Origin of the sequence: Natronomonas aquatica, from assembly GCF_024449025.1 — an archaeon.
Classification (GTDB): Archaea; Halobacteriota; Halobacteria; order Halobacteriales; family Haloarculaceae; genus Natronomonas; species Natronomonas aquatica.
In genome coordinates this window covers 1-25,603 of sequence record NZ_JAHLKM010000010.1, presented here as the reverse complement: position 1 = coordinate 25,603, position 25,603 = coordinate 1, and the positions used below count along the sequence as shown (strand labels likewise).

The 25,603-nt window shown below is 64.2% G+C and carries 31 protein-coding genes; 17 read left to right on the top strand and 14 right to left on the bottom strand.

Going from position 1 to position 25,603, the window contains the following annotated elements; all coding sequences use genetic code 11:
- The first annotated feature begins 119 nt into the window (after positions 1 to 119).
- The 4 genes from rpl7ae to ndk are packed head-to-tail and all read left to right on the top strand — an operon-like array spanning position 120 to position 1,655.
- Positions 120 to 482, top strand: a complete 363-nt coding sequence (rpl7ae, locus tag KM295_RS09120) for a 50S ribosomal protein L7Ae (RefSeq protein WP_256029637.1) — start codon at positions 120 to 122, stop codon at positions 480 to 482.
- A gap of 10 nt (positions 483 to 492) precedes the next feature.
- Positions 493 to 717 (top strand): 30S ribosomal protein S28e, encoded by a 225-nt coding sequence (locus KM295_RS09115; protein WP_256029636.1) that lies wholly within the window; start codon positions 493 to 495, stop codon positions 715 to 717.
- Positions 717 to 1,193 (top strand): 50S ribosomal protein L24e, encoded by a 477-nt coding sequence (locus tag KM295_RS09110; RefSeq protein ID WP_256029635.1) that lies wholly within the window; start codon positions 717 to 719, stop codon positions 1,191 to 1,193. The genes KM295_RS09115 and KM295_RS09110 overlap by 1 nt, the downstream gene beginning before the upstream one ends.
- On the top strand, positions 1,194 to 1,655 hold the full coding sequence (gene ndk / locus KM295_RS09105) for a nucleoside-diphosphate kinase (protein WP_256029634.1): 462 nt from the start codon (positions 1,194 to 1,196) through the stop codon (positions 1,653 to 1,655).
- A gap of 14 nt (positions 1,656 to 1,669) precedes the next feature.
- Here ndk and KM295_RS09100 read toward each other — a convergent pair whose 3' ends face one another.
- Together KM295_RS09100 and tmcA are read right to left on the bottom strand one after the other, a co-directional pair.
- The gene (locus tag KM295_RS09100) at positions 1,670 to 2,074 is read right to left on the bottom strand and encodes a hypothetical protein (RefSeq protein ID WP_256029633.1); all 405 of its coding nucleotides are present in this window, start codon (positions 2,072 to 2,074) and stop codon (positions 1,670 to 1,672) included.
- A 55-nt stretch (positions 2,075 to 2,129) separates the two neighbouring features.
- Positions 2,130 to 4,406: a tRNA(Met) cytidine acetyltransferase TmcA gene (gene tmcA / locus KM295_RS09095; RefSeq protein WP_256029632.1), complete on the bottom strand. Its 2,277-nt coding sequence runs from the start codon at positions 4,404 to 4,406 to the stop codon at positions 2,130 to 2,132.
- Positions 4,407 to 4,482: 76 nt separating this feature from the next.
- On the opposite strand from tmcA, the gene KM295_RS09090 reads away from it, so the two are divergent.
- The 12 genes from KM295_RS09090 (at position 4,483) to KM295_RS09035 (ending at position 12,415) form a co-directional block, all read left to right on the top strand.
- Positions 4,483 to 5,487 carry an NADP-dependent oxidoreductase gene (locus KM295_RS09090; protein WP_256029631.1) on the top strand — a complete coding sequence of 335 codons (1,005 nt, stop codon included), beginning with the start codon at positions 4,483 to 4,485 and terminating at the stop codon, positions 5,485 to 5,487.
- 71 nt (positions 5,488 to 5,558) lie between these two features.
- Positions 5,559 to 5,741 carry an HVO_2753 family zinc finger protein gene (locus tag KM295_RS09085; RefSeq protein ID WP_256029630.1) on the top strand — a complete coding sequence of 61 codons (183 nt, stop codon included), beginning with the start codon at positions 5,559 to 5,561 and terminating at the stop codon, positions 5,739 to 5,741.
- Positions 5,742 to 5,743: 2 nt separating this feature from the next.
- Positions 5,744 to 6,010 (top strand): elongation factor 1-beta, encoded by a 267-nt coding sequence (locus tag KM295_RS09080; RefSeq protein WP_256029629.1) that lies wholly within the window; start codon positions 5,744 to 5,746, stop codon positions 6,008 to 6,010.
- A 62-nt stretch (positions 6,011 to 6,072) separates the two neighbouring features.
- Positions 6,073 to 6,366 carry a 50S ribosomal protein L21e gene (locus tag KM295_RS09075; protein ID WP_256029628.1) on the top strand — a complete coding sequence of 98 codons (294 nt, stop codon included), beginning with the start codon at positions 6,073 to 6,075 and terminating at the stop codon, positions 6,364 to 6,366.
- The gene (locus tag KM295_RS09070; RefSeq protein WP_256029627.1) at positions 6,363 to 6,719 is read left to right on the top strand and encodes an RNA polymerase Rpb4 family protein; all 357 of its coding nucleotides are present in this window, start codon (positions 6,363 to 6,365) and stop codon (positions 6,717 to 6,719) included. The genes KM295_RS09075 and KM295_RS09070 overlap by 4 nt, the downstream gene beginning before the upstream one ends.
- Positions 6,720 to 6,811: 92 nt before the next feature.
- Complete coding sequence (locus KM295_RS09065) at positions 6,812 to 7,387, top strand: DUF655 domain-containing protein (RefSeq protein WP_256029626.1); 576 nt, start codon at positions 6,812 to 6,814, stop codon at positions 7,385 to 7,387.
- 62 nt (positions 7,388 to 7,449) lie between these two features.
- Entirely contained in the window at positions 7,450 to 8,277 is an 828-nt protein-coding gene (locus KM295_RS09060) for a 16S ribosomal RNA methyltransferase A (protein WP_256029625.1), read from the top strand.
- A gap of 32 nt (positions 8,278 to 8,309) precedes the next feature.
- Positions 8,310 to 9,518 carry a mechanosensitive ion channel family protein gene (locus KM295_RS09055; protein WP_256029624.1) on the top strand — a complete coding sequence of 403 codons (1,209 nt, stop codon included), beginning with the start codon at positions 8,310 to 8,312 and terminating at the stop codon, positions 9,516 to 9,518.
- Positions 9,518 to 10,093, top strand: a complete 576-nt coding sequence (locus KM295_RS09050) for a HemK2/MTQ2 family protein methyltransferase (RefSeq protein ID WP_256029623.1) — start codon at positions 9,518 to 9,520, stop codon at positions 10,091 to 10,093. Before KM295_RS09055 ends, KM295_RS09050 begins: the two co-directional genes overlap by 1 nt.
- A 40-nt stretch (positions 10,094 to 10,133) precedes the next feature.
- On the top strand, positions 10,134 to 11,111 hold the full coding sequence (locus tag KM295_RS09045; RefSeq protein ID WP_256029622.1) for a methionine synthase: 978 nt from the start codon (positions 10,134 to 10,136) through the stop codon (positions 11,109 to 11,111).
- A complete protein-coding gene (locus KM295_RS09040; protein ID WP_256029621.1) occupies positions 11,108 to 12,178 on the top strand; it encodes a methionine synthase in 1,071 nt (356 codons plus the stop codon). Before KM295_RS09045 ends, KM295_RS09040 begins: the two co-directional genes overlap by 4 nt.
- A gap of 75 nt (positions 12,179 to 12,253) precedes the next feature.
- Positions 12,254 to 12,415 (top strand): DUF8014 family protein, encoded by a 162-nt coding sequence (locus KM295_RS09035; RefSeq protein ID WP_256029620.1) that lies wholly within the window; start codon positions 12,254 to 12,256, stop codon positions 12,413 to 12,415.
- Here the strand turns inward: KM295_RS09035 and KM295_RS09030 are convergent.
- From KM295_RS09030 to mvk, 11 genes are all read right to left on the bottom strand, one after another.
- Complete coding sequence (locus KM295_RS09030; protein ID WP_256029619.1) at positions 12,412 to 13,146, bottom strand: GNAT family N-acetyltransferase; 735 nt, start codon at positions 13,144 to 13,146, stop codon at positions 12,412 to 12,414. The two genes, KM295_RS09035 and KM295_RS09030, sit on opposite strands and share 4 nt — an antisense overlap.
- Positions 13,147 to 13,207: 61 nt before the next feature.
- Positions 13,208 to 13,597 carry a DUF8055 family protein gene (locus KM295_RS09025; protein ID WP_256029618.1) on the bottom strand — a complete coding sequence of 130 codons (390 nt, stop codon included), beginning with the start codon at positions 13,595 to 13,597 and terminating at the stop codon, positions 13,208 to 13,210.
- Positions 13,598 to 13,600: 3 nt separating this feature from the next.
- Positions 13,601 to 15,262 carry an FAD-dependent monooxygenase gene (locus tag KM295_RS09020; protein WP_256029617.1) on the bottom strand — a complete coding sequence of 554 codons (1,662 nt, stop codon included), beginning with the start codon at positions 15,260 to 15,262 and terminating at the stop codon, positions 13,601 to 13,603.
- A complete protein-coding gene (locus KM295_RS09015) occupies positions 15,255 to 16,877 on the bottom strand; it encodes an electron transfer flavoprotein subunit alpha/FixB family protein (protein ID WP_256029616.1) in 1,623 nt (540 codons plus the stop codon). Before KM295_RS09015 ends, KM295_RS09020 begins: the two co-directional genes overlap by 8 nt.
- The gene (locus KM295_RS09010; protein WP_256029615.1) at positions 16,878 to 17,795 is read right to left on the bottom strand and encodes an electron transfer flavoprotein subunit beta/FixA family protein; all 918 of its coding nucleotides are present in this window, start codon (positions 17,793 to 17,795) and stop codon (positions 16,878 to 16,880) included.
- Positions 17,796 to 17,972: 177 nt separating this feature from the next.
- A complete protein-coding gene (locus tag KM295_RS09005; RefSeq protein WP_256029614.1) occupies positions 17,973 to 18,302 on the bottom strand; it encodes a 4Fe-4S dicluster domain-containing protein in 330 nt (109 codons plus the stop codon).
- 59 nt (positions 18,303 to 18,361) lie between these two features.
- Complete coding sequence (locus tag KM295_RS09000) at positions 18,362 to 20,077, bottom strand: glutamate--tRNA ligase (protein ID WP_256029613.1); 1,716 nt, start codon at positions 20,075 to 20,077, stop codon at positions 18,362 to 18,364.
- A gap of 196 nt (positions 20,078 to 20,273) precedes the next feature.
- Entirely contained in the window at positions 20,274 to 21,299 is a 1,026-nt protein-coding gene (gene idsA3, locus KM295_RS08995; RefSeq protein WP_256029612.1) for a geranylfarnesyl diphosphate synthase, read from the bottom strand.
- Positions 21,296 to 22,636 (bottom strand): ribonuclease J, encoded by a 1,341-nt coding sequence (locus KM295_RS08990; protein ID WP_256029611.1) that lies wholly within the window; start codon positions 22,634 to 22,636, stop codon positions 21,296 to 21,298. The genes idsA3 and KM295_RS08990 overlap by 4 nt, the downstream gene beginning before the upstream one ends.
- Before the next feature lie 390 nt (positions 22,637 to 23,026).
- Positions 23,027 to 23,758, bottom strand: a complete 732-nt coding sequence (locus KM295_RS08985; protein ID WP_256029610.1) for an isopentenyl phosphate kinase — start codon at positions 23,756 to 23,758, stop codon at positions 23,027 to 23,029.
- On the bottom strand, positions 23,755 to 24,744 hold the full coding sequence (gene mvk / locus KM295_RS08980) for a mevalonate kinase (protein WP_256029609.1): 990 nt from the start codon (positions 24,742 to 24,744) through the stop codon (positions 23,755 to 23,757). The genes KM295_RS08985 and mvk overlap by 4 nt, the downstream gene beginning before the upstream one ends.
- A 95-nt stretch (positions 24,745 to 24,839) precedes the next feature.
- Between mvk and KM295_RS08975 the strand changes: the two genes are divergently transcribed.
- The gene (locus KM295_RS08975; protein ID WP_256029608.1) at positions 24,840 to 25,358 is read left to right on the top strand and encodes an NUDIX domain-containing protein; all 519 of its coding nucleotides are present in this window, start codon (positions 24,840 to 24,842) and stop codon (positions 25,356 to 25,358) included.
- A gap of 38 nt (positions 25,359 to 25,396) precedes the next feature.
- On the opposite strand, the gene KM295_RS08970 is transcribed toward KM295_RS08975, so the two are convergent.
- On the bottom strand, positions 25,397 to 25,603 hold a 207-nt coding region (locus KM295_RS08970; protein ID WP_256029607.1), incomplete at its 5' end, for a 30S ribosomal protein S2.

The window sequence follows — 25,603 nt, the reverse complement described above, 5'->3', positions numbered from 1 at the left end:
TAGCCGGACAGGACTCAGACGCACCGTCGGGGTGTGAGAACCGGCGGCCGTCCGACCGATCGGACGACTCCGGATTCGACGGCGGGGGAGCGCGAGCCCGCGCGTAGGAGGAGTCAATAATGTCAGTATACGTGGATTTCGACGTGCCGGCCGATCTCGAGGACGACGCCATCGAGGCCCTCGAGGTGGCCCGGGACACAGGTTCGGTAAAGAAAGGTACCAACGAGACGACCAAAGCCGTCGAGCGAGGCAACGCCGAGCTCGTCTTCGTCGCCGAGGACGTAAGCCCCGAGGAGGTCGTCATGCACCTCCCCGAGATCGCGGCCGAAAAGGAGATCCCGTACGTCTTCGTCGGCACGCAGGACGACATCGGCCACGCCGCCGGTCTCCAGGTCGGCAGTGCTGCTGCGGCCATCGTCGATCCGGGCGACGCGAGCGACGACGTCGATGATATCGCCGAGAAGGTCGAGGAACTCCGGTAGGTGAGAGACGATGAGTACTGAAAACGACGGGGGCGGCGCAACCCCCGCCGAAGTGATCGAGATCGTCGGCAAGACCGGCATGCACGGTGAAGCCATGCAGGTCAAATGCCGGATTCAGGAGGGCGAAAACCAAGGGCGGATCATCGCCCGGAACGTCCTCGGGCCAGTCCGGGTCGGCGACGTGTTACAGCTCCGGGAGACGGCCCGGGAAGCCGATTCCATCGGAGGACAATAATGGTTCAGAAACACACCTGCGACTACAGCGGCCAGGAGATCGAACCCGGCACCGGCACGATGTACGTCAAGAGCGACGGCACGGTGCTTTGGTTCGCCGACGCGAAGTGCGAGAAGAACTACTTCATGGGGCGGGAACCCCGCGACCTCGAGTGGATCGGCGACGAAGAGCAAGGAGACGCCGACATCGAGGACACCGAAGAAGCCGACGCCGACGGATCGGAAGCATCGGCCGAGGAAGACGACGAACCCGAAAGTGAAGAATCCCTCGAGGACGAAAGCGGAGACGACCTCGAGGCCGACAGCGAGGACGAGGCCGGGGCAGACCCGACCGAATCGGAATCCGAGGAGGTCGAGGCCGAAACCGAAGCCGAAGGTGGCGACGAAGACGAGGAAGACGACGCATCCGAGTCTGAGTCCGAATCAGAAGAGGAAGACGGAAACGAAAGCGAAGACGAAGAGGAGGTCGAAGCGTAGATGGCCGAGGCCGAGCGCACCTTCGTCATGGTCAAACCCGACGGCGTCCAGCGCGGTCTCATCGGCGAGATCGTCTCGCGGTTCGAGGACCGCGGTCTGAAACTTATCGCGGGCAAGTTCATGCGGATCGACGACGAACTCGCACGCGAACACTACGCCGAACACGTCGACAAGCCCTTCTTCGATGACCTCTCGTCGTTCATCACGTCGGGGCCGGTCTTTGCGATGGTCTGGGAGGGCCAGGACGCGATCGCACAGGTCCGAACGATGATGGGTGAGACCGACCCTGCCGAGTCCGCGCCCGGGACGATCCGTGGCGACTTCGGGCTCGATTTAGGCCGGAACGTCATCCACGGTTCCGACACCGAGGAAGGCTCCGCCGAGCGCGAGATCGGGCTCTTTTTCGACGAGGCGGAACTACACGACTACGAGCGGATCGACGAGACCTGGCTGTACGAGTAGCCAACCGTCGGTTTCTATTCCGTCGGTCGATCGGGGGCACTCCCCGACTCGGACAGAACGACGACGAGAAGATACAGCGTCCCGAGCAGCCGGGCCGCAGGCTTTACCCACGGTCGGAGTTCGAGTTCCGAGGTGTTCTCGTAGGCGAACGACTGGCTGACTCTGATCAGCGGGTCCGGATAGACCGCCGCCAGAACCCCGGCGGCGACGAGAAGCACGCTCACGGCGGGCGATCGATCCCTTCCACGGACGAGCACCCAGACGAACGCCGCGCCCTCGAGTCGGGCGAGGAGGTTCGCCCTCGGTCGGAGCTTCGCCGTCTCGGGGTTTTCGAGCCCGATCCGCTCGCAGACGTCGATGATCGGCCCCGGAGCGATCAGTTCGACGACTCCGAACGCGACGAGGAGTTTGCGAATCATACACACACCATGTAGAATACCGGCAATAAATTTATGCCGCCCGCTACTCCGGAGATCAACACCGGTCGCCCTCGTCGCGGAGGATCTCGGTACCGTACGCCTCGACGATCGGTTCGAACGCCTCCCCGAGGGCCCGCATGCAGGCCCGCTCGGAGACGTACCCGAGCGTTTCGGCCGTCGCCGCCCACGGGCGGTTCTGGAGAGCTTTCACGACGAGTAGCCGCTCCATGTCGGCGTCGTCGATAGCGCCGTCCAGAAGCGCACGGAACGCCAGCCGCCGGAACGGGCGAGGGGCGGTTCCGTACCGTCCCGGGCCGTCCGCTGTGCTGACGACAAGCCGCCGTTCGAACGCCGACAGCGAGACCGGGACGGTGCCGGCCGTCGCGTCGAGGACACCACGAACGACGTCCGGATCGACCGAATCGAGCGGCCCGGCGAGGACGTCCGGAAACCGGCGGCGGAACCAGTCGGCGTGTCTGTCGGCGAGGTCCCGGCCGGCCGAGGAGAGCGGCCGGAGCATAACTGCGGAGTGTTCCCCGCTCGTTTCGTTGCGCGTCGAGGACAGATGGATCGTCCGGTAGCCGTTGTCCCGCCAAAAGCCAAGTAGTTCGGGAGTCGCCCCGTAGCTGGTAGCGAGGTAATCGACGACCCCGAACCGTCCGTCGTCGGGTCTTTCTTCCGATCCGAACTCCGATTCGATCGCGTCCAGAAGCGCCGAACCGAACCCGTTCGACCGGACGGCGTGGTGGGTTGCGATCCGCATCACGCGGAGCCCGGTCGGAACGCCGGCCTCGGGATCCCGCAGCTGACTCGTCAACAGATCCGGGACGAGGTTCCCGTCGATCCGGTCGCCCCCGTAGGCACGCTCTCGGGTCGCTTCGTCGAGGCCGCCCTCGAGCCCCAGGAGTGCGACCGATACGACGTGGCCACCGATGGTGAGCGCCCGGACCGCGACGTTGGGCGCGTCGAGCAACCGGGCGAGATCGGTCGGTTCCGTCCGGTAGTGGGCGGCTACGAGCAGCCCGAACGCCTCCCGGAGCCGCGTCCCGTCGGCGGCGAGTTCCTCCCGATCGAGCCGCCGGTAAGTCGCCTCGGTCGGCTCCGACCCGGCGATGAGTTCGGCCGGCGGCGGCGTCGCGCCGAGCAACAGCGCGTGAAACAGCCACACCTCGATCGGGTCACCGGGAGCGTATCGGATCGGCTCCGAAAGCGTCATCGCCGTGACCGTCCGTTCGTCCTCGAGTTGGCCGCGGAACCGGACGTCGAACCCCCGCCCGGATCCTTCATAGCCCCTGACAGTCGTCGTGAAACAACTCGCCGGAGCGACCGAAAGAAGCGTCTCGAGCGTCCGAACCGGGAGGGCGGCCGCCTCGTCGACGATACAGACGTCGGCCGACGCCTCGGCCGCCGCCTGTGGTTTCTCGAACCGAACCGTGCCGCCGGTTCCGGCGTGTAGTGCGGGACGGGTCGATCCATCCCGGTCGTCGCCCGCGAGCGACCCGAGCGTCCGGAGCGTTTCGGCCGCCCGTTCGAAGAGTTCGGCGGCGTTCCGGTAGCCGGGAGCGGTCACGAGGACGTCGGCGCCGCCGGCCGCAAGCGCTGCCGCCGCAAGCCCGGCTGCGCTGGATTTCCCCCGGCCGCGGTCGGCCTCGAGGACGACTGCCGTTCCCGGATCGCGGAGCCGTTCACAGCTGTGAACGGCCTCGGTCTGGTCGGCCGTCCGACACGCCGCGTAGACGGCCGTCGGAAAGGCGTGACGCTCGGGGGGCGTCCCGTCCGCCGAGGCGAGACGCGGGGCGGGATCGGTACAGCCGCGTTTCAGGAGCCGATCCGAATCGACGTCGACGATCGCGATACCCCGGTGGGCGCGAAGCGTCCGGACCAGTCGTCGTTTGAACCGATCGCCGACGTCGTCGGGCGAAAACGGCGGGGCGGCGAGGATCGCTTCGAGATCGCAGGCGGTGTCGGGCCACGTCTCCAGCGGGGGGGCAAGCAGGATCACCAGCCCGCCGCCGTCGACTGCGCCGACGGCCTGCCCGAGCGTGTTCGGGAGACAGGCGTCGTGGCAATCGACGACGAGACAGTCGTGTGTCTCCCCGAGGAGTTCGCCGGTCGATCGCGGCCCGAGACGCTCGCCGACGAGCTCCCGATCGGAGACGGAGACGATCGATCCGTCGAGCCCGCCGGCTTCGACGGCGGTCCGTGCGGCGCGCCGGCAGCGCTCGCTCGCGCCGCTGAGGACGAGGAGCCGCCGCTCGTTCGTCGCCTTCGCCTCCGCTCGGAGCCGTCGGACCGTTCCCCGAACGGTTTCCGAACGCCGGTCGGGATCCATACCGGGCGTTCGCGATGAAACCGGAAGGCTCCACCGGTTGGCCGAACGTTTTATTCGGGTCCGGTGAGGGGTGGATATGGCAAAGAACCGTCAGTGGCTGCTTTCGAGCCGACCGACCGGCGAACCGACCGCCGAAAACTTCGAACTGGTCGAGACCGACGCGCCGACGGCCGGCACCCGCGAGGTACTCGTCCGAACCGAGTACCTGTCGGTCGATCCGTACATGCGAGGGCGGATGCGTGACGCCGAATCCTACGCCGAGCCGTGGGCGGTCGGCGATCCGATGAAAGCCGGCGTCGTCGGGTCCGTCGTCGAGTCCGAACACCCCGATTTCGAGGCCGGTGACACCGTCACCGGGAACTTGCTTTGGGCTGACTACGCCGTCGCCGACGGGGACGATCTGAGGCCGGTCGACCCCGACCGTGGGCCGATCTCGACTGCGTTGGGCGTCCTCGGCATGCCGGGCGTGACAGCGTATTTCGGTACGACCGACGTCGCCGAGCCGACGGCCGGCGATACGGTGGTGGTGAGCGCCGCCGGGGGCGCCGTCGGGAGCGTCGTCGGTCAGATCGCGGCGCTGTCGGGTTGCCGGGTCGTCGGGATCGCGGGTGCCGACGAAAAGATCGAGTGGATCGAATCGATCGGCTTCGACGCGGGGATCAACTACGAGACGGCCGACGTCCGCGAACGGCTCCGTGAGACCTGTCCTGACGGCGTCGACGTGTACTTCGACAACGTCGGCGGGCCGATAACCGACGCGGTCTGGCCGCTTTTGAACGTCCGTTCCCGCGTTGCGGTCTGTGGACAGATCTCGACGTACAACGCGACGGAGACGCCGACCGGCCCGCGGAAGCTGATGCAGCTCATCCAGAGCCGCGCGCGCGTCGAGGGGTTCCTCGTCAGGGACTACGAATCCAGGTGGGACGAGGCGCTCGATCGGCTCTCCGGGTGGATCGAGAGCGGCGATCTCGAGTACGAAGAAAACGTCGTCGAGGGACTCAAGAACGCGCCCGAGGCGTTCTTCGGGCTCTTCGAGGGGACGAACATCGGCAAACAGCTCGTTCGTGTCGACAGAGCGTAACGACCGGCGCCGAAGCGGGGCGTTCGCGGCGGTTGACAAGGGTTAAATGGCACGCCGACCGACTTTTCGATATGAGTTCCGCAAGCGACGAACGCAGGGAACACACGTGTATCTCCTGTGGGATCAACATCTCAGGGACGAGCGCGGCGAAGTTCGACTGCCCGGAGTGTGGCGCCCTGATCTACCGCTGTGCGAAGTGTCGCAAACAGAGCAACCTCTATGAGTGCCCCGACTGTGGGTTCATGGGGCCGTAACCATGGGGAAGGTAGCCGCCAAAATGAAAGTCATGCCGCAGAGCCCCGAAATCGACCTCGACGACCTCCAGGAACGGCTGGAGAACGCCCTGCCCGAGGGCGCGAAGATCAGCCGCGTCGACCGCGAGGACGTCGCGTTCGGCCTCATCGCGTTGTTCCCGACCGTCCTCATCCCCGACGAGGCCGGCGGCACCGACGCCGTCGAGGACGCCTTCGCCGACGTCGACGGCGTCGAGAGCGTCTCGGTCGACGAGGTCGGCCGCATATAAACAGCCGCGACGACGCCGGAACGCACGTTTTATGTGTCGGACCCGTTTAGACCGCGACAGGAATGCCTAGCTCTAACGGTCCGCGGGAAGGAACCCGCAACAAACTGAAGAACGACGCCCGATCCCGCGGCACGTCGCCGCCGCAACGTGCCGTCCAGCAGTTCGACGAAGGCGAGAAGGTCCACCTCAAACTGGATCCCTCCGTGCCGAAAGGACAGTTCCACCCGCGTTTTAACGGCCGGACCGGAACGGTCGTCGGCGAACAGGGAAGCGCTTTCAAGGTCGAAATCGAGGACGGCAGCGTCACGAAGACGCTCATCGCGGCCCCCGCCCACCTCCGGCTCCAGCAGGCATGACGATATTCAAGGAGGTACTCGACGAGGAGTATATCACGACTCCCGAAGCGAAGGAACTCCTCGAAGAGGTCGAGACCGAACGCGCCCTCGATGAGGACCGCGAGATGCGGTACGAACTGGCTCGCGCCATCGAACACGTGAACAGGTTCGCCGTCCTCGAGAGCGAGGAATCCCGCGAGCTGGTCGGGGAACTGCTCGAGTTGGAGAAGGTCGACGAAGCGACCGCCTACAAGATCACCGACGTCCTTCCGGAGGATCGGGACGAACTCCGGACGCTCTTCGCGCAGGGTCGGTACACCCTCTCGGGTGAGGAACTCGACGACGTTCTCGATATCGTCGCGCAGTACGCGTGAACTGCCTCGGCCTGATTCGTCCGTAGAACGGCCGCGATCCGCGATAGGAACTCTGCCCCTATTTTAAATATCGTCTCCCCGTAGACGGGAGTATGACCGACGACGGTGACGAGGATACACCACGGACCGCGGTTGTGCTGGATTTCCTGCCACGGGGGAGCCCGAACGACGACCGGCCACAGTACGAACGGTCGCCGGTCGCTTTCGCCGTCGGAGAGACCGATTTCAGGCTCGTCGAGGTCGCCCTGACCGACGACGCCGGGATCAACATCGGCGACCGGATCGAGATCGAGCCGCCGGGCGAGAACGCCAAAACGCTCCGGACGGTCGAGTACGCCGACCTCTCGAGTACGGCCGAATCGGAACTCGAGTACGCCGTCGAGGAGATCATCGATAGCGACGAACAGCGGTTCGTCGAGTTCTACAACGACGCCCAGCCGATCACGACCCGGCTGCACGTGTTGAACCTCCTGCCGGGGATCGGGAAGAAGCTCCGAAACAATGTCCTCGACACCCGGAAACGAAAGACCTTCGAGAGCTTCGAAGACATCGAGAGCCGCGTTTCCGGGCTCCACAACCCGAAGGACGTGCTCATAGAGCGGATCCTCGAAGAACTCCGCGAGGAGGACCTCAAGTACCGGATCTTCGCGCGTCACGAGGATTCCTGATATCCTCGCTGTCGGCCTCGAAAGCGCGAAGGCTATACGACGCCGCCCATTACCGGCCAGATATGCGCGATCCCGACGCGCTCATCGCCCGCGCCGGCGTCCGCGGCGATCCAGAGCGCGACCAGCACTTTCTCGTCGACGATCGGGTCCTCGATCGGCTCCCGGGACATCTCCCGGACAGGGCCGATAGGACCCACGTTCTGGAGATCGGCGGCGGTACTGGCGCGCTCACCGACCGCCTGCTCGGTACTGCCGACCGCGTTACGGTCGTCGAACGCGACCAAACGCTCGCGGCGTTTCTCACCGAGGAGTTCGCGGACGCGATCGAGGCTGGCCGGCTGGAGGTCATCGGGGGTGACGCACTCGAGATCGATCTGCCGGCCTTTACCGCCTCGGTTTCAAACCTCCCGTACGGGATCTCCTCGGAGATCGCCTTCCGGCTGTTGCCGGCGGGGCGGCCGCTCGTGTTGACCTTCCAGCGGGAGTTCGCCGAGCGGATGGTCGCCGAGCCGGGGAGCGACGAGTACGGACGGCTGTCGGTGACGGCGGGCCACTACGCCGACATCGAGATCGTCGAGACGGTCCCGAGGGAAGCGTTTTCGCCGCCGCCGGCCGTCGAAAGTGCCGTCGTACGTGCGACGCCGAAAGAGCCCGAATACGCCGTGCCGGACGACGAGACGTTCATGGCGATCGTGCGGGCGGTGTTCACCCAGCGCCGGAAGACGATGCGGAACGCGATCCGGAACACGACACACATCTCGGGGATCGACGATCCCGAAGCGGTGATCGAGGCGGCCGGCGAGGAGCTGGCCCGCAAGCGGGCCGGGAACGTGTCTCCGGAGTCGTTCGCCAGACTGGCCCGGATCGCCGCGGAGGTGGGAACCGAATGAGCCGGGACCCGGTTCGGGGGTGATCTGAGCGTATGTCGCTTCCCCTCTCGTCGCAGTGGTACTGGCAGGCGATCTATCGCATCCAGGGGACGTTCGATACCGTGGCGACCAGGTACGCCGCGACGGCGGCCTCGGCGGTCGTGTTCGCTCTCGTCGTCGCGGTCCTGTACTACCTCGGCTCCCGTCTGAAGGACAGACACGACGCCGACACCGTCGAGGTCGTCCAGTCGCTTCTCGTGACGACGACGGCGGTACTGCTAACCGGATTCCTGGTCGCGGTCTGGCGGATCCCCGACGACGTGCTCAACGCTCTCGAGTTCCTGTCGATATCGCCGGAGCAGGGCGTCAAAGCGCTCGTGACGTTCATCGTCTTCGCAGGGGGCGTTACAGTCACGCGGCTGACAAAACGCTCGATCAAGTACGGTGCCGGACGAGTCGCCATCACGCCACACCAGCGTGCGGTGGCCCACCACGCCATCCAGATCGTCGTCTTCATCCCGTTCGTGGCGTTCGTCGTGGCGCTTTGGGGCATCCCGGTCACCAACCTCTTTCTCGGGGCCGGTGTGCTCGGCATCGTCTTCGGCTTTGCCGCCCGGAAGACCTTATCCGGGATCCTCTCGGGGTTCGTGATCCTCTTTGCCCGGCCCTTCGAGGTCGGCGACTGGATCCGCGTCGCCGACCGGGAGGGGATCGTCACGGACATTACCGTGTACAACACCCAGATACGGACGTTCAACGAGGAACACGTCCTGGTACCGAACGACGCAGTGACCGAAAACGAGATCGTCAACTACTCCAAAACCGACCGGCTTAGACTGGAGACGGACGTCGGTATCGATTACGAGACGGACATCGGCACGGCCGCCCGGATCGCCGTCGAGGCGATGGAGCGCGTCGAGGCGGTCGCCGAACAGCCGCCGCCGGACGTCATCAGACACGAGTTCGCCGACTCCGCGGTGATCCTCCGGCTCCGGTACTGGATCACGACGCCGCGGGTCCAAGAGAAGTGGCGCGCACAAAACGCCGTGATCGAGTCGGTCAAAGCGGAGTTCGAGGCCAACGGGATCAAGATCCCGTTCCCGCAACGCGAACTCACCGGACGGGCCGAGGAGACGGACCGCTCGAAGCGGCTTGACCGTGACTCGGCCGACCCGGCCGGGACGGGATCGGAGAACGGAAGCGTCTCGACGCCCGCCACCGGTTCGGTTACCGACCCGCCCGCCGACGAGGACGCGAAATAATGAAGCTCACCGAACAGCGGGACGTCCCGACGGTGTACGAACCGGCGGAGGATTCTCACCTCCTCGCGGAGACGGCGATCGAGCGTATCGACGGCGGGTACGCCCTCGAAGTCGGGGTCGGATCCGGCTACGTTGCGAGCCGTATCGCAACCGAGACGAACGCGACCGTCGTCGGCTCCGATATCAGCCCCGAAGCGTGTGCGCGGGCACGCGCAGAGGGGATCGAAACGATACGGGGAGACCTGACCCGACCGTTTCGCGCCGATAGCTTCGACGTCGTCGTTTTCAACCCGCCGTACCTGCCGACCCCACCGGACGCGGAGTGGGACGACCCTCTCGAGTACGCGCTGTCGGGGGGGCCGGACGGACGGCGCGTCGTCCGCCCGTTCGTCGCCGACGTCGGCCGCGTCCTGAAGCCGGACGGCCGGAGCTATCTGCTCGTGTCGTCGCTGACCGATATCGATGCGGTCGCCGGACTCGCTGCCGATGCCGGGCTTACAGCGCGGGAGATCGCCGCCGAGCGGTTCCCCTTCGAGCGTCTCGTCGTCCTAAAAATTACTCACAAGAATTCCTGAGTAGGAAATATTAAACACCGTCATCTCGTAGCCGCGCCTAATGACAGAGGTACTCGCGACGACACCCGGTCTGTATCCGTTGCCCGACTGGGCGAAAGAGGAGCTGGCGGAACTCAAAGGCCACCAGAAGGACGACCTGATCTCCGGCGACGAGTCGGCGGAGATAACCGGGACGTACGACCGCGTCCGGGACGAACTCGTCGACTGGCAAATCGAGGCCGGTCTCGATCGGATCGTCGAAGGACAGGCCCGGTGGGACGACATGCTGGCTCACCCGCTTTCCGTCCACGAGAACGTCGAAACTCGGGGGATCGTGCGGTACTACGACAACAACAATTTCTACCGGGAGCCGGTTGTCCGGGGAGAGCTGTCGCCGAACGGCGACGTTGCAACAGAGCTCTCGGCCTCCGACGCGACACAGGCGATCCTCCCGGGGCCGTACTCGCTTTCCGAACTCGCGACTGACGAACACTACGGCGACGACGCGGCGTTTCTCGAGGCGATCACGGAGTTCCTCGCGGCGGCGGTCGATTCGTTCCCCCCCGTCGAGACGCTCTTTCTTCTGGAACCGTCGCTCGTCACCGACGCGCCCGGCGACGGCGAGGACGAACGGGCGAGCGAGGCGATCGATACGGTCGCCGCCGCGACCGATGCCGAGGTAGTCGTCCACACTTACTGGGGATCGATCCCGGAGAAACCGTACGCCCACCTGATGGACGCCGACGTGGACGCGATCGGCTTCGATTTCGTAACGGACCACGAGGGGAGCGTCTACAACATTCAGGAGTACGGAACGAAAGACGACATCGCACTCGGCGTCGTCGACGGACAGAACACGCTCGTCGAGACGCCCGGTGAGATCGCCGACCGCGTCGAGTGGGTCCGAGATCAGGTCCCCGTCGAGTCCTTCGATACGGTGTACGTGAGTTCCAACACCGAACTGTTCTACCTGCCGGCGAACAAGGCCCGAACGAAACTCGGTGCGCTCGCGGAAGGCGCCGAGGAGGTGTCGCTATGAGTTCCGACGGCTACGCCGATACCCGTTCGCAGTTCCGTCCCGGGGACCACCCGACCGATCACTTCCTTCTGACGACCGTGGTCGGCTCGTACCCGAAGCCGAAGTGGCTCAACCGCGCGAAGGAACTCGCCGAGGACGAAGAGAGGGCCTTCGACGAGGAGAATCTAAACGAGGCGCTCGACGACGCCGCCCGTCTCATCACGGACGAACACGTCCGGGCAGGGATCGACGCGGTCGTCGACGGGGAGATGCGGCGCAACGAGATGGTCGAATACTTCGCCGACCGCATCGAGGGCTACGAGTTCAACGGCCCCGTCAAGGTCTGGGGGCACAACTACTTCGATAAGCCCTCCGTCGCCGACGAGGTCGGCTACGACGAGCCCTGGCTCGTCGACGAGTTCGAGTTCACCACGGGCGTCACCGACCGTCCGGTGAAGGTGCCGATCACCGGCCCCTACACGCTGGCGTCGTGGTCGTTCAACGAGCACTACGACAGCGAGGCGGAACTCGCCTACGAACTGGCTGATCTCGTTAACACCGAGATCGATGCCCTCGTCGAATCCGGGGCGAGGTACATCCAGATCGACGAACCGGCGCTGGCGACGACGCCGGACGACCACGCGATCGTCGGGGAGTGTCTCGAACACATCGCCGAGGGGATCCCCGAGGACGTCCGGCTCGGACTGCACGTCTGTTACGGCGACTACTCGCGGATCTATCCGGAAATTCTCGATATGCCCGTCCACGAGTACGATCTCGAACTCGCGAACGATGGCTACGAACAGCTCGAAGTATTCACCGAACCGGAGTTCGACAAGGACCTGGCGTTGGGCGTCGTCGACGTCCATACCGCCGAGGTCGAGACGGTCGAGGAGATCAAAGCGAACATCGAGAGAGGATTCGAGGTCGTGCCGCCGGAGCGTCTCACCGTCTCCCCGGACTGTGGGCTGAAGCTTCTGCCCCGCGATGCCGCCTATCGGAAGATGGAGAACATGGTGCAGGCTGCCCGCGAGGTCGAGTCCGGACTCGACGCCGGCGAGATAACGGTCGGCTACGCGGGCGAGTAACGTCGATCGGTAGGACGTGTGCCCGCCGGACCGGCCGACCCCAAGATCTGATACGCGTACGTCCGTAGGGTCTGTATGGAGTGTTCCGAGCCGGGCTGTGAGAGGCCGGCGGCCGTCCGGCTGTGTATCCCGTGGGACGAAAACAGGGACGTCTGTACGGCTCACGCCAGGGGACTGGCACAGACGGACGGGATCGTTCCGAGACCGCTCGAGGACGCCGACTCGGAGTGGCCCTAATCTAACCGTTTGGCCATCATCACCTCGTCGACGTACTCGTCGTCGATCCGGTAGTGGTCTTCCCGGACGGCTTCGGTCTCCCACCCGCGCGACTCCAGGAATTCGATGGCCCGATCGTTCGTCGCCGGGACGCTGTTGTAGAGCTTCTCGAAGTCGTGATCGAGCGCCCAGTCGACGCCGTGATCAAGCAGTTTCGATCCGATACCGTGGCCCCGGTACTCGTCGATGACACCGAGGGTCAACTCGGCGGTGTGTTCGAGCTTTTTGAGCTCAGGAGCGTTGATGTGGACCCATCCGACCACGTCGCCGTGGATTGTCGCGACGAAAAAGACCCGCTTCATCAGTTCGTTGTGCCGCAACAGGACGTTCTCGCTTTCGACGACGTCCGCGAGCGTCTCGCCTTCGATGTACGTCCTGTCGGACAGCGCCTCCCGGATCGCACCGACAAGCCCCGTCAAGTCGTCCTCCCTGGCCTGCCGTATCGTTACTTCCAGCCCCTCCTCTACGTACGTCTCGCTGCGTTCGTCCTCGAAGATGATCCGGAGCTCCTCGTCCGTCTGGGAGACGATCCCGTCACGCCGTAAAACCGAAACGTGGTGGCCGAACTGCTCGGAACTCATGTTCAACGCCCGGCGTGCGTCCTCGTAGTCGACGGTCCCGTGCTGCTCGATGTGGTCGTAGATGTCCTTCCGCCCCCGGTGGCTGAACTCGAGCTCGTCAGAAAATTGCATGATAATTCATATTATTAATCAGTATATAAATTTGTTGCCGATACGGACGGGTTAAATAATATCAATCGAGTACCGATCGCTGTCGGCCACGGTCCCGGTCGGGGACATGAGTCAATAGCAACGCGGCTTCCCGGATGCTGTGTGTCTCGACGACGAGTTCAGCCGCCTCACGGACTGTAAATGATCCTTCGAGGTCGACACCGTAACAGGCGGCGTACAGTTCGAGCCAGTCGTTGAACGCCCGTTCCAGGAGGGCGAATTCGGCGTCGTCGAGCCGGATCCCCTCTCCGGTCCGGACCTCGATGTACAGCGAGACGGCATCCCCGACCCCCTCGACGAGGTATTCCATGGCCCGCTCTTCGTCCGGTGGGTCTGGTGGCGGCTCGAACTCCTCGTAGTCGCGGCGGGCGCGTTCCGACAGCCCTGCGATACGTTCGGAGACGTCGGGCATACGCTATCCGTCCCGGAACTCGACGCCGTTCCCGCCGGCGGGGTGCTCCCAGTGGGTATCGGCGACAACGGCACAGGTACCACACTCGACGCAGGGTTGGGTATCGAGGCTCACCACCTGCCGGGTGTCGCCGTTTCGCTCGACGGTCTCGCTTCGGTAACAGCCGCCGCCGAAGTCCTCCGCACTGACCGGACAGGCGGTAACGGCGGTTCCGCTGGCCTCGTGGCTTTCATCCAGCAACTCGATGTGGGGATCGCCCACATCGTAGGTGAGCCCGCCGATTCGGTCGGCGAGATCCGGCGGCTCGATGTCGTTTTCGGCTTCGATACGTTCGCCCAGAGTCTCCCCGAGGACTCGCGGGACAGTCACGTACGACGTCCGGGTGTCCGGGACCATCCCGAGGAGGAACGGCGAGTTGAAGGCGCGTTCTACGACGCCGTCGAGCAGTTTCATCCCGGTGCGGCCGAGGAGTGAATCGACGAGGCAGCCGGCGACCTTCGTTGCCAGCCGGTTCTCGGAGAGCCGCCGGGTCATCCGATAGCGGCGGGGCCGGAGTTTGGCCATGACGCCCTCGTCGACGAGTTTCCGCTCGTAGAGATCGCCGGCTACGTCGGTGTCACCGCGCGTTCTGGCTTCGATGAACGCTTCCGCCGCCAGCCCGCCGGCGGTGACCGCGTGGTTCATTCCCTTGATGATCGGCCCCTGGGCCTGCATCTGACCGGCAGCGTCACCGACGAGCAACAGCCGACCCCGATGTGGCGAAGGGTTGGCCGCTTTCTTCGAGTCCGGCACCAACTTCGCGGCGTACTCCCGTTCCTCGTATTCGCCGTCGAGCCATCGATCCAACAACGGATGGGTGAGCAAGGCATCGAGCAGTTCGTGGGGCTCGGCGCGCCGTTCGGCCAGGGAATCCAGATGGAAGACGGTCCCGATTGACAGCGAGTCCTCGTTTGTATAGAGGAACCCGCCGCCGCGGACCCCCTCGAAGAGATCCCCTGAAAACAGGTGGGCGACGCCGTCGTCCGGGTCGACGCCGAACCGCTCGTCGATCGCGTCCGGGTCCATATCGACGACCGCCTTGACGCCCTGAAACCACTCGTCGGGGTCGTCCCAGTCCATCAAACCGGCCTCGCGGGCCAGCTCGGAGTTGACGCCGTCAGCCGCGAGGATCACGTCGGCCCGGATTGGATCGATCTCGTCGCAGGTGACGCCGACGATATCCCCGTCCTCCCGTAGGAGGCCGTTGACGCGGACGTCCGTCAACAGGCCGCCGCCCGTCTCGCTGCACTTCTCGTGGACGCGCTCGGCAAGCCACGAGTCCATTTTCCGACGAAGCACCGCGTCACACCACTCCGTGTCGTGGTGATGAATCGTCGAAAGATCGAGCGTTTTGACCTTACCGCCGGCGAGATTGTGGATGTAGTACTCCGAGACGGGGCGTTCGGACGCTTCCTCGCGGAACCCATCGAAGACGCTGTCGATCGTGTAGGATGCGGATTTCTCGGCGTAGATCAGGCCGCCGGAAACGTTCTTCGAGCCGGCATCGACGCCGCGTTCCAACACGAGCGTTTCGACGCCCTGTTCGGCCAGCGTCGCCGCCGCCGCGGCTCCGCCTGGACCGGCACCGACCACGACCGCCTCGAAGTGTTCGTACTCGTCAGTCATCGTCCACCCCCGCGACCACACGGGAGAGTTCGCCCTCCTTTAGCGCCTCCGTCAGCCGGGGCAGCACCTCGAAGAGGTCGCCCTCGATGTAGTAATCCGAGAAGTCCCTGATTTCGGCGTCCGGATCGGTGTTGATCGCGACGATCGTGTCCGATTCGTCCATGCCGACCTTGTGCTGGATAGCGCCGGAGATACCGGCCGCGATGTATAGTTCCGGCTCTACGACCTGTCCCGACTCGCCGACCTGACGCTCCTCCGTGACGTACTCTTCGACGTGAGTGTCGAATTCGTAGGAGGCAGTGATGACCCCCCTCGAGAGGCCGAGATCGGCCTCCTCGAAGACGTCGACGAGTTCGAGGCCGAGTTCCATCCCCTTCGTCGGCTGTTCGCCGATCCCCCGACCGAGCGCGACGACGACCTCGTTTCCGGCGAGGTCGACGCCGTCCTCGAGTTGGTCGTAGTCGGTCACCTCGATGTGGAACCACTCCTCCGGCAGGTCGGTATCGTGCTCGAAGACTTCACCCTCGGCTTCGGCGTCGGCTTCCGGTATCTCGAAACTGCCCGGGATGACCGAAGCGCCCTGCGGATGGAAGTCCCGGTGGGGTTTGTCGATACAGAGGATCGTCGAGTACTCGAACCCTGAAAAATCGGGCCGTTTCATGTGAAGGACCCTCTCGAATGTCCTTGACTCGCCCGGCGTGCCCGTCTTCGCCGGGTTCGAGATGTCCGCAGCCTCGATATATAGTCCCGAACAGTCCGAAGCCAGTCCCGAGTCGAGTTCGCCCTGAACGAGCGCCGAGAGGTCCCGACCGTTGTTCGTGGCCGGGAACAGCGTATAACGGGGCTCGTGGTAGTCGCGCCACCCGGGTCCCCAGTCCCGGCACATATGACAGAAGATCTCTGTGTACGGTTTGTGTCGGAACCGATCCAACCGTTCGTCCTCGTGGTAGACGACGCGGTCGGCGCCGTAAGCGAGACACTCTTCGGCCAGATCGGCCACTTCGTCCCCGACGAGAACCGCGACGACCGTCTCCGATTCGTCGTATGCTTCGTTGTACCCGTCCATCAGCTCGCGGGCTTTGCCGAGCATCTCCCGGGAGACGTCGATGAGCGCTCCCTGCTGGGTCTCACAGTAGACCCACATGTCACGGTACTCGCCGTCGACCGTTCCCTCGACGTACTGTTTGTCGTTGGTGGGGTGATCCAGCTCCGGATACCTCTCTTCGGGCGGAGCGTACTCGATTTCGGCCTCCTCGTCGTTTTCCTGGAGGTCGTCTATTTTCTTCTCTATCCGTGATTTGGCGCCCTTCCGGTTTTTCCCCTCTTTTTCACGTTCGAGGACGTCCTGGAGCACTTCGACGTCGTCGATACCGCGGATCATGTTGGCGATGTCCGCGATGGTCGACTCCGTCAGGTCGATGCTGGCGGGGTCGGATCCTTCGTCGTCACCGCTTACCTTCTGTAGCCGGTCCTCGATGAGCGTCACGACCGGGTCGCGACCCTCGCCGCCTTCCTCCAGGGCCAGCATTTCCTCGAGTTCCGCCTCGTCGTCGATGTCCTTTATTTTCGGACCGAGTTCGGCGATATCGTGATCGGTCGGATCCATCTCTGGCATCTAATCACCCCCCGCATAGGGCGCGAGTTCCTCGAACACGTTCTCCATGCCTTCTCCGTCGTCGGCTTCGACGACCGTGGCCTCCCGTTCAGACGGGGCCTTCGGGATGGGATCGACGCCAGCAACGATGGTCGGTGAGCCGTCGAGCCCGATGAAATCGGGATCCAGGTTCAGATACTCGTGGCCCCACATGTGGAAATTCTCCCAATCGGTGGGATCGCTGTCGGTGTCGTCGTCGAGGTACTCGCCGAACTCCGCGGCCCTGGTTCGGGTTTCCTCCCGGAGCTCCTTGTGACGGAGCCGGTACTCGGCTCTTCGATAGGTCGGTTCGAACTCGGGGTCCGCCACGATGAAGGCCGGTAGCTCCGTCTCGACGGTCTCGATTTCGGAGACGTCACCCTCGACGAGACGCTTTGTTCTGACGACGCGCTCGTCCTCGTCGATATCGATCGCGACGACGTGGCTGATGAGTGGATAGTCCGGAAGCGAATCGCTGATGCTCAGACACCACTCCGTCTGTGGACCGGTGTGGCCCGTCTCTCCATCGGCCGTCTTGAATCCCGCGAAAATCAGGTCGGGCGGCTCTTCGAGGTGCTCGATACCTGTCGAGATCGTCATCGAGGTGGCCCACGTATCGGCCGCGCCCATCTCGCGGTCCGAAAGCAGGTAGAGCTCCTCCGCGTAGACGTCCTCCATGCCCTCCCGGAGGATCTCCGCGTACCCCGGCGGGCCCATGCTCATCAGCGAAACGGTCCCGCCGTGGCGGACCTTCGTCTGTAGCGCCGCACGGAGCGCGTGTTTGTCGTTGGGATTCATCACCGTCGGTGTCTTTCCCCGTTCGAGGTGTCCGTCCTCGTCGAAGGAGACCTGACCCTCCCTGAAATCGGGGACACCCTTGGTCAGTACGATCGTGTTCATCGGTAACTAACCTCTCACCGTATGGATCTGCCCACTTATTAATAATCTTTCCTACGGAATGGGGTTACTGGAACGGACGGCGAACGCAGAAAAGCCACACAAAAGCATACGCCCGAAGAAAGGCACGACACGGGAGTCCGTTCCCGGAAGATCGGAGATCCCGGAGACGCGAGCGATTCACGTACGACCGGCCCGGCCGGGGTCGACGTCGATCGCATCGACCGGACAGACGTCGACACAGAGCATACAGTCGATACACTGGTCCTCGTTGGTCGGGTTCACCTTGATCTCGCTTTCGGGGTGGTCGGGCGTGTCGACCCACTCGAACACGTCTACGGGACAGTCCTCGAGACACGCGCCGTCGGCGATACAGATATCGAAATCGACGGCGACGTGGGTGCCGCGGATGCCGAGTTCTTCGGGCGGGTCGGTCGGTCCCCACACGTCGACCCCGTGTTCCTGTCCCTCTAGCTCGCGGTTTTGCTCGAATTGCGGATCGATAGCCATTAATAGTTAGTAACGTGTTCCCTGAGTGTTAAACGTTCGCCGCGGGCCCTGGCCGATACTCAGGGATGAGCGAAATACGCGACGGTTTCCTCGGCTCCGTGTCTGTCTATCCGGGCGAACCCGATACGTTCGAACTGGACGACATCGTCGGTGTTATACCCGGCGATACCGGGTTCGGCATGGCCCTTTAGATCGCCGTCCATCGTCCGAAGTCGAACCGGAACGCTCTCGTCGGCGGGAACCCAGTGGACGACGTCGACGTCCCCGTTCCGGACGATATCGATACCCTCGCCCGTGAATTCGAGTGCGTCTCGGGTGTGGCGAACCGGACCGTAGCCCTTCAGCCAGATCCGCTTACCGTTCGGCGGAACGTCGTCGGGTTCGACGAGTATCGCGCCGCCGACCGGGATATCACGGGTCCCCCGGTTCTCGTGATCGGGATGGACCGGCGGCTCGGCGGCATCGGGACCGCCGATAAGCGGCTTTTCGACGCCGTCGCGGACGAAGAACAGTCTGTCGGCTTCGTCGTCGATCAGATCCCGGTTCTTCGCGTATACCGACGACATCGCCAGTTCGACGTTCGACGTCGAGGTCCCCAACTCGACCATCGCGTCGACGATCGCCTCGCCCCGGATCCCTCGTCGCCGGAGGCTCGCGATCGTCGGCGCCCGCGGATCGTCCCAGCCGTCGAGTTCGCCCTCGGCGATGAGTTCCTTGATCGTCGAGGTCGACATCGCAACGTCGTAGGCGTCGATCTGGACGTGCCCCCAGTGGACGATCTCGGGATACTCCCAACCGAAGTACTCGTAGACGAACGCCTGTCGTTTCGCCGAGTCCTGCAGGTCGATCCCGCGGACGATATGCGTAATCCCGAAGGCGTGGTCGTCGATGCCCGACTGGAAATCGAGCATCGGCCAGCACCGGTACCCGGCGGCCTCGGGGCGCGGGTGGGGCGTATCGACCATCCTGAAGGCGACCCAGTCGCGCAGCGCAGGGTTCTTGTGCTCGATGTCCGTCCGGATCCGGAGTACCATCTCTCCGGAGTTATACTCGCCGTCGACCATCGCTTCGAACTCCGAGAGCGTCGTTTCTGTGTCCTTCTCGCGGTGGGGGCAGGCCTCGCCGTCGTTTTTCAGCCCGGAGAACGTCTCGCCGTTACAACTGCAGGTGTAGGCGCCGCCCAACTCGATGAGCTCCCGGGCGTGCTCGTAGTACGTCTCGAGGCGGTCAGAGGCTCTGACGACCTCGTCCGGATCGAACCCGAGATACGCGATCGAATCGAGTATCTCCTCGTAGGCGTCGAGGTCCGGCCGCTTCGTTTCGGGATCGGTATCGTCGAAGCGACACAGCATCCACCCGTGGTGTCGCTGTTTGTACTCCCCGATGACGGCCGGCATGCGAACGTGTCCGATGTGCCAGGGCCCGTTCGGGTTCGGCGCGACCCGCATCCGGATCTCCTCGTATTCCTCGACGTTCGGCAACTCCGGAAGCGCCCGGTCGTCCGATTCGTCCTCGGCGTCGAGTTCTTCGAGGCGTTTCGGGGCCAGCTCTTCGAGTCGTTCGCGCTTTTCGGCGGTCGAGCGGTCGTTTACGTCCGCAATCACGGGCGCGACGATATCGGGAATATCGTCGCCATACGGCCTGAAATCGGGATTTTCACCCATCAGCGGCCCCATAATCGCGCCGACCTGTGCGTCGCTATCGTGTTTGAGCGCGTTGAACAGCGCGGCCACTTCGGCCTCGCGTTCGATCCGCGCCCGGAGGTCCTCGTCCATTAGCGACGACTACTGGGGGCAGTGGCAAAACCCCACGGATTCGTCGTGAACTGCGACGGTAGCGAACAGGCGGATGTGTACTGTACCGACAGCGGCTATCCGCGCCTCCGCCTCGACCGACTGTCGGCCGGTAGTTAGCTCACGGGGCGTCTGGTCGCCCGCCGGTATATAAAGTATCGGGATCGACGGGACGGTTTCAGTACTTGCGTTCGACGAGGTAATCGGCGATCCCTTCGAGTAGCGCCCGCGGTTCGCCCTCCGGGAGTACCTCCAGCCGATCCTTTCCGCTTCCGACGAGTTCGTTTGCCATCTCCCGGGCGAAATCGATGCTTCCGGCAGTCCGAAGACGGTCGACGGCGGCCTCAATCTCGGCGTCGGTCGGGGAATCGGAGACGAGATCGTCGACATCGATCCCCTGATTTCTGGCGTGGAGCGTGATAACTGTCCGTTTGCCTTCGACGAGATCGGAGCCGCGCTGTTTTCCGAGTTCGTCGCTCGGGACGGTCAAATCGAGGAGGTCGTCCTGTATCTGGAAGGCACGGCCGATATCGAGCCCGTAGCCGTGCAGCGAGTCGATGGTCTCTCTATCACAGCCCAGAAGCATCGCGGGGATCGACGCGGCCGCCGCATAGAGGACGGCTGTCTTGAACTCGATCATCTCGAGGTACTCTTCAGTTGTGACCTCGGATCGTCCCTCGAAGTCGATGTCGAGGGCCTGTCCTTCACAGATCTCCGTACAGGTCGTCGCGAGTTCCCCGATCGCCTCGACGCTCCTACCCGCCGGCGCGCCCGTCTCGAGCATGTACTCGAAGGCCTTCGAGTAGAGCGTATCGCCCGCCAGAATAGCGGTTTCGGTGTCGTACTCTCGGTGGACAGACGGGACGCCGCGGCGGAGGTCGTCGTCGTCCATGATATCGTCGTGGATCAGGGTAAACGACTGGATTACCTCGATCGAGACGGCCGCCGAGAGGAGGTCGATCTCTTCGCCGTCCGGTGCCGGGAAGGTCCGGTAGTCGGCAGAGAGCGGGTCGACATCGGAGACTGCCTCGGCTATCAAGAGCAGAACGGTCGGGCGCAGCCGCTTGCCCCCTGCATCGAGCAGATACCGCGACGCCGAGTAGAGCCGTTCGGGTTTTTTGATCGGCAGTTGCTCTTCGACCGCGTCGTTGACGATCGCTCGTCGCTCCGCGATGGCCGATTCTACACGTTCTGGGGTTGTCATTCCGTGAGCTGGATGATGTTCCCGTTCTGTGTCACGTGGAGGTCGTCCCCGAGCCGGTAGCCCTCGCCTGTCACCAAATCGACGTACGGGGAGTACCCCTCCATGCTCTGGTGGGCCGGAATAACGTTCTCCGGCTGGAGTGCTTCGAGCATCTGGTAGTGACCTTCGGTGCTGAGGTGCCCGGAGACGTGGATGTCGTCGTAGATCCGGGCGCCCTGCATGCCGAGCAGTTTCTCGGCCTGGTATCGCTGTCCCTCGTTGGTCGGTTCGGGGATGACCCGCGCCGAGAAAATGACCTTGTCACCCTGATCGAGTTCGTACGGCGTCTCGCCGCGGGCCATCCTCGTCAACATCGCGCGCGGCTCGCCCTGATGGCCGGTGACGACGGGCAGATAATCCTCCTTGCCCTCGTTCATGATCCGTTTGAACGTCCGGTCGACGGATTTGCGGTGGCCGTACATCCCCAGATCGCTGGGGAAATCGATGAAATCGAGTCGCTCGGCGGTTCCGGAGTACTTCTCCATCGACCGTCCGAGTAGCACCGGCTGGCGGCCGATGTCGTCGGCGAATTCGACGAGCGATTTCACGCGGGCGATGTGACTCGAGAACGTCGTAGCGACGATGCCGCCGTCGTAGTCCTCCAGCGAGTACATTACGTCCTTCAGCTGTGACCGGGCGACGGATTCCGAGGGCGTCTTCCCCTTCCGACCGGCGTTGGTACAGTCCTCGATGTAACAGAGGACTCCATCGCGTCCGATCTCGCGGAACCGATCCATGTCGATCGGGTCGCCGATGACCGGGTTGTGGTCCATCCGCTTGTCGAGTCCGTAGACGACGGCACCTTCGGGCGTGTGCAAAACGGGGTTGATCGCGTCGATGACCGAGTGAGTGACGTTGACGAACTCGAGTTCACAGTCATCGCCGATGGCCATCGTCCCGCCCGGATCCATCTTGACCAGATCGTTCTCGACGCCGAACTTCTCTTCGCTCTCGATCTCCTGTTTGACCAACTCGATCGTAAACGGCGTCGCGACGATCGGCGCGTTGTACCGGTGTGCGAGCTTCGAGATGGCGCCGATGTGATCGAGGTGACCGTGTGTCGGCACGATCGCCTGGACGTCTCCCTCGATGTCGGACATGACGCGGTCGTCCGGGATCGCACCCATATCGATCAGATCCAAACTGTGCATCCGTTCCGTCTCGACGTTGTCGTGAATGAGGACCTTCGACAGGTTCAGCCCCATATCGAAGATGACAACGTTGTCTCCGGCGCGGACGGCGGTCATCTGCCGGCCGACTTCCTCGTAGCCACCGATTGTTGCGATTTCGATTTCCATAGTTTACCTCCGAGAGACCGCCAGCCGGACGGAAGGCTGGGCGACCGGCCATGTACACGGCCGTCTGTGACGGACGCGACACCGACTGCGTCGGTGGGCCCGCGGTCGGTACCGGCGAGGCAGCCGCGGTGATACGACCACCACGGCGCTGCCCCGCCGACCGTCTCCCGCCGGCGACTGCCGGTCGCCCTTTCGAGTCCGGGGCGACCGTAGCTCGGTTACAGACTGATTAAACCTCACGGTTTAAAAAGCACGTGGGTTGCAGTCGCTGGTCAGGGCGGGCGGTCCAGTACGGAACGAGCCGAGCGCGCTAATACTCCGGAATATCGCGATTTCGAGATATTCCCGTCCTTCGCGAAATCTCTCCGGAATTATATCCGGCAGTATGGATCAACCGATCCGTGTTCCGGGATCGTCCCCGTCGAGAAACGCACCGAGCCCGTCGACTCCGAAGACAGACGCCGGGGCATCGAGCGACAGCAGTGTCCGAACTTTCCCGGCCATCCCGCCCGTAACGTCCGTTTCGTCGCTTGCTCCGACAGCCGCCGCAACGTCGTCGAAGGAATCGATGTGGGCGATCACCTCGCCGTCGGCGTCGTATACGCCCGAAACGGCCGAGCAGACGCCGACGCGGTCGGCCGACAGCGCCTCCGCCAGCGCGACCACGAGTTCGTCACCCGAGAGGATCGTCGCCCCCTCCGTCGCGTGGGCGACAACATCGCCGTGAAGCACCGGCACGAACCCCTCCTCGAGGGTCGTCGCGACGGCCCCCTCCGGGAACCGTAACGTTCCGTCACTCCGTCTGTATGCGCCGGAGAACGGATGGACCGGCACCGCCGGGACGCCGGTTTCGACGAGCGCGTCGATCACCGCCGCGTTGAGCCGTTTCATCGCGCCGTGTATCTCCCTGATTGCGACGTCGTCGCGCGTTCCAGCCGTCGTCGAAACGCCGTGACTGGCCGCGTAGTGGTGGCCGAAACTGCCGCCGCCGTGGACGACCGCGAGGCGGCCGGACGATCCCCCGAGCGCAGCGGAAGCCCGTTGTAGCGCCGCGTCGTCGACGGTCTCCGGCGTCTCCTTTTCGGTGATGACGCTGCCGCCGAGTTTGAGGACTGTCGTCATGTTTCCCTCCGGACGCCTTTCGTGTCGAGCTCGGCCCGGAAGGCCGTCTCACAGCCGGGTGTGTATTCGAGGGCGGTCCGCGTCCGCTCGGACCGATCGAGCGCGACGATACAGCCGCCGCCGCCGGCGCCGGTCAGCTTCGCGCCCGCGGCCCCCGCCTCCCGTGCCGCCCAGACCATCGAGTCCAGAGTGCGAGCCGAAACGCCGAGCGCCGAAAGCAGTCCGTGGTTGAAATCCATCAATCGGCCGATCTCTTCGACGTCGTCGTCTTCCAGCGCCCGCTCGCCCGAGCGGACGATATCGCCGATGGATTCGACGGTTTCGGCGGCGAACCCGTACTCCTCTTTGAGTGCCCTGACGCCGGCCACCAGCTCGCCCGTATCGCCGGCGTCGCCGTCGTAGCCGATGACGACGGGAAGTTCGGGGGCGTCGGGCAGACGCCGACAGTCCTCGCCCTGCACTCTGACGGCCCCGCCCATCGCCGAACAGAACGTATCGGCTCGGGACGCCTCGCCGTCCTGTACCTCGTGTTCGACCCGGTAGGCACGGTCGGCGACGGTTTCCGGAGCGAGGTCGGCCCCCAGTTCGCGGGTTGCCGCGTCGATACAGGCGACGACGACCGCCGCCGAGGAACCGAGCCCCGCCCCGAGCGGAATGTCGCTTTCGACAGTGACATCGAACCCGACCCCCGACTCGCCGGCGGCCTCGAGCGCCTGTTCGATCGCGCCATCGATGTATCCCATCGCCGCCTCGACGAGCGGCGTTGGGACGTTTACGTCCGGGCGGCTATCGGTTCGACCGCCCCACCTGACGGTAAAGCCATCGAGCGTTAGATCGTTTGCCTGCACACAGATCTGGGTGTCAGCACGCTGTTCGACGGTGACGGTCGCCCGGCGTTCGATCGCACACGGGACCGCCGGCTCGCCGTAGACGACGGCGTGCTCGCCGAAGAGATACACCTTCGCCGGCGCACTCGAAGTGGCCATACCCGGGAGTCGGGCGGCCGGATAAAAAGGATATCCGAACCGAACGGCCCGGACGGCACAGTAATACCCAAGCGGCTGGGACACCCACGTCCGGTGTGTCCGTCGAACTGCGCCGACACGTCAGCGGACTGGTCTCGGATTTCGCGGCCGAGTACGGGGAGATCGATCTGATCGGCCGCCGGATCGACTGTTCGGCCGAAACCCACGAGCGGCTATCCGAGACCTTCGAGACGTTTGGCGTCGTCGGCGGGGCCGGAATACGCGTGACAGAAGGCGAAAAGGTCCTGTTGGTCAGCTACGAGGCCGCCGATGGCTGGATCGATCCCGGCGACAGCCGCCGTCCCGGAGAGTCCTACACGGAGTGTGCGAGACGGGGAGTCAGAGAAGCGACGGGTATCGAGGCGGCGATCACCGACATCGCGCAGATACACCTCCTCCTTATCGACGATCCGACCGGCCGTGATCCGATCCCGAACCCGTACGTCTCCTTTCGGGGCACGTACGAATCCGGGACGGTACGGCCGGGACCGGACGTCGCTTCGGTACGGTGGACCGACGAGCCGCCCGAAGAGCTACTGTACGAGGAACTCGCGGAGCATCCGCTGTTAGCGTGAGGGCCGACACGAACGGAGTATCGAAATCTCGAACCGAATCAGGGCTCGGTTTCGAAGTCCTCGAGCGCGTAGGTCGGCTCCGCGCCGCGGCGATCGAGGGTCTCGTTGGCGAGCAACCAGTAGACGACGCTCAGCGCCTTCCGGCCCTTGTTGTTCGTCGGCACGACGAGATCGACGTTCGACGTCGTGTTGTTCGAGTCACACATCGCGATGACCGGAATGCCGACGGTGATGGCCTCCTTGAC

Excerpts from the sequence above, each read along its gene's own strand:
- KM295_RS09045 (WP_256029622.1), top strand. The coding sequence starts at position 10,134 with ATGACAGAGGTACTCGCGACGACACCCGGTCTGTATCCGTTGCCCGAC.
- ndk (WP_256029634.1), top strand. The coding sequence starts at position 1,194 with ATGGCCGAGGCCGAGCGCACCTTCGTCATGGTCAAACCCGACGGCGTC.
- KM295_RS09020 (WP_256029617.1), bottom strand. The coding sequence starts at position 15,262 with ATGACTGACGAGTACGAACACTTCGAGGCGGTCGTGGTCGGTGCCGGT.
- KM295_RS09085 (WP_256029630.1), top strand. The coding sequence starts at position 5,559 with ATGAGTTCCGCAAGCGACGAACGCAGGGAACACACGTGTATCTCCTGT.
- KM295_RS09090 (WP_256029631.1), top strand. The coding sequence starts at position 4,483 with ATGGCAAAGAACCGTCAGTGGCTGCTTTCGAGCCGACCGACCGGCGAA.
- KM295_RS09110 (WP_256029635.1), top strand. The coding sequence starts at position 717 with ATGGTTCAGAAACACACCTGCGACTACAGCGGCCAGGAGATCGAACCC.
- mvk (WP_256029609.1), bottom strand. The coding sequence starts at position 24,744 with ATGGCCACTTCGAGTGCGCCGGCGAAGGTGTATCTCTTCGGCGAGCAC.
- KM295_RS09005 (WP_256029614.1), bottom strand. The coding sequence starts at position 18,302 with ATGGCTATCGATCCGCAATTCGAGCAAAACCGCGAGCTAGAGGGACAG.
- KM295_RS09025 (WP_256029618.1), bottom strand. The coding sequence starts at position 13,597 with ATGCCCGACGTCTCCGAACGTATCGCAGGGCTGTCGGAACGCGCCCGC.
- KM295_RS09065 (WP_256029626.1), top strand. The coding sequence starts at position 6,812 with ATGACCGACGACGGTGACGAGGATACACCACGGACCGCGGTTGTGCTG.
- KM295_RS08985 (WP_256029610.1), bottom strand. The coding sequence starts at position 23,758 with ATGACGACAGTCCTCAAACTCGGCGGCAGCGTCATCACCGAAAAGGAG.
- KM295_RS09050 (WP_256029623.1), top strand. The coding sequence starts at position 9,518 with ATGAAGCTCACCGAACAGCGGGACGTCCCGACGGTGTACGAACCGGCG.
- KM295_RS09100 (WP_256029633.1), bottom strand. The coding sequence starts at position 2,074 with ATGATTCGCAAACTCCTCGTCGCGTTCGGAGTCGTCGAACTGATCGCT.
- KM295_RS08990 (WP_256029611.1), bottom strand. The coding sequence starts at position 22,636 with ATGGAAATCGAAATCGCAACAATCGGTGGCTACGAGGAAGTCGGCCGG.
- tmcA (WP_256029632.1), bottom strand. The coding sequence starts at position 4,406 with ATGGATCCCGACCGGCGTTCGGAAACCGTTCGGGGAACGGTCCGACGG.
- KM295_RS09040 (WP_256029621.1), top strand. The coding sequence starts at position 11,108 with ATGAGTTCCGACGGCTACGCCGATACCCGTTCGCAGTTCCGTCCCGGG.
- KM295_RS09075 (WP_256029628.1), top strand. The coding sequence starts at position 6,073 with ATGCCTAGCTCTAACGGTCCGCGGGAAGGAACCCGCAACAAACTGAAG.
- KM295_RS09010 (WP_256029615.1), bottom strand. The coding sequence starts at position 17,795 with ATGAACACGATCGTACTGACCAAGGGTGTCCCCGATTTCAGGGAGGGT.
- KM295_RS09035 (WP_256029620.1), top strand. The coding sequence starts at position 12,254 with ATGGAGTGTTCCGAGCCGGGCTGTGAGAGGCCGGCGGCCGTCCGGCTG.
- idsA3 (WP_256029612.1), bottom strand. The coding sequence starts at position 21,299 with ATGACAACCCCAGAACGTGTAGAATCGGCCATCGCGGAGCGACGAGCG.
- KM295_RS09080 (WP_256029629.1), top strand. The coding sequence starts at position 5,744 with ATGGGGAAGGTAGCCGCCAAAATGAAAGTCATGCCGCAGAGCCCCGAA.
- rpl7ae (WP_256029637.1), top strand. The coding sequence starts at position 120 with ATGTCAGTATACGTGGATTTCGACGTGCCGGCCGATCTCGAGGACGAC.
- KM295_RS09055 (WP_256029624.1), top strand. The coding sequence starts at position 8,310 with ATGTCGCTTCCCCTCTCGTCGCAGTGGTACTGGCAGGCGATCTATCGC.
- KM295_RS09070 (WP_256029627.1), top strand. The coding sequence starts at position 6,363 with ATGACGATATTCAAGGAGGTACTCGACGAGGAGTATATCACGACTCCC.
- KM295_RS09000 (WP_256029613.1), bottom strand. The coding sequence starts at position 20,077 with ATGGACGAGGACCTCCGGGCGCGGATCGAACGCGAGGCCGAAGTGGCC.
- KM295_RS09030 (WP_256029619.1), bottom strand. The coding sequence starts at position 13,146 with ATGCAATTTTCTGACGAGCTCGAGTTCAGCCACCGGGGGCGGAAGGAC.
- KM295_RS09015 (WP_256029616.1), bottom strand. The coding sequence starts at position 16,877 with ATGCCAGAGATGGATCCGACCGATCACGATATCGCCGAACTCGGTCCG.
- KM295_RS09060 (WP_256029625.1), top strand. The coding sequence starts at position 7,450 with ATGCGCGATCCCGACGCGCTCATCGCCCGCGCCGGCGTCCGCGGCGAT.
- KM295_RS09115 (WP_256029636.1), top strand. The coding sequence starts at position 493 with ATGAGTACTGAAAACGACGGGGGCGGCGCAACCCCCGCCGAAGTGATC.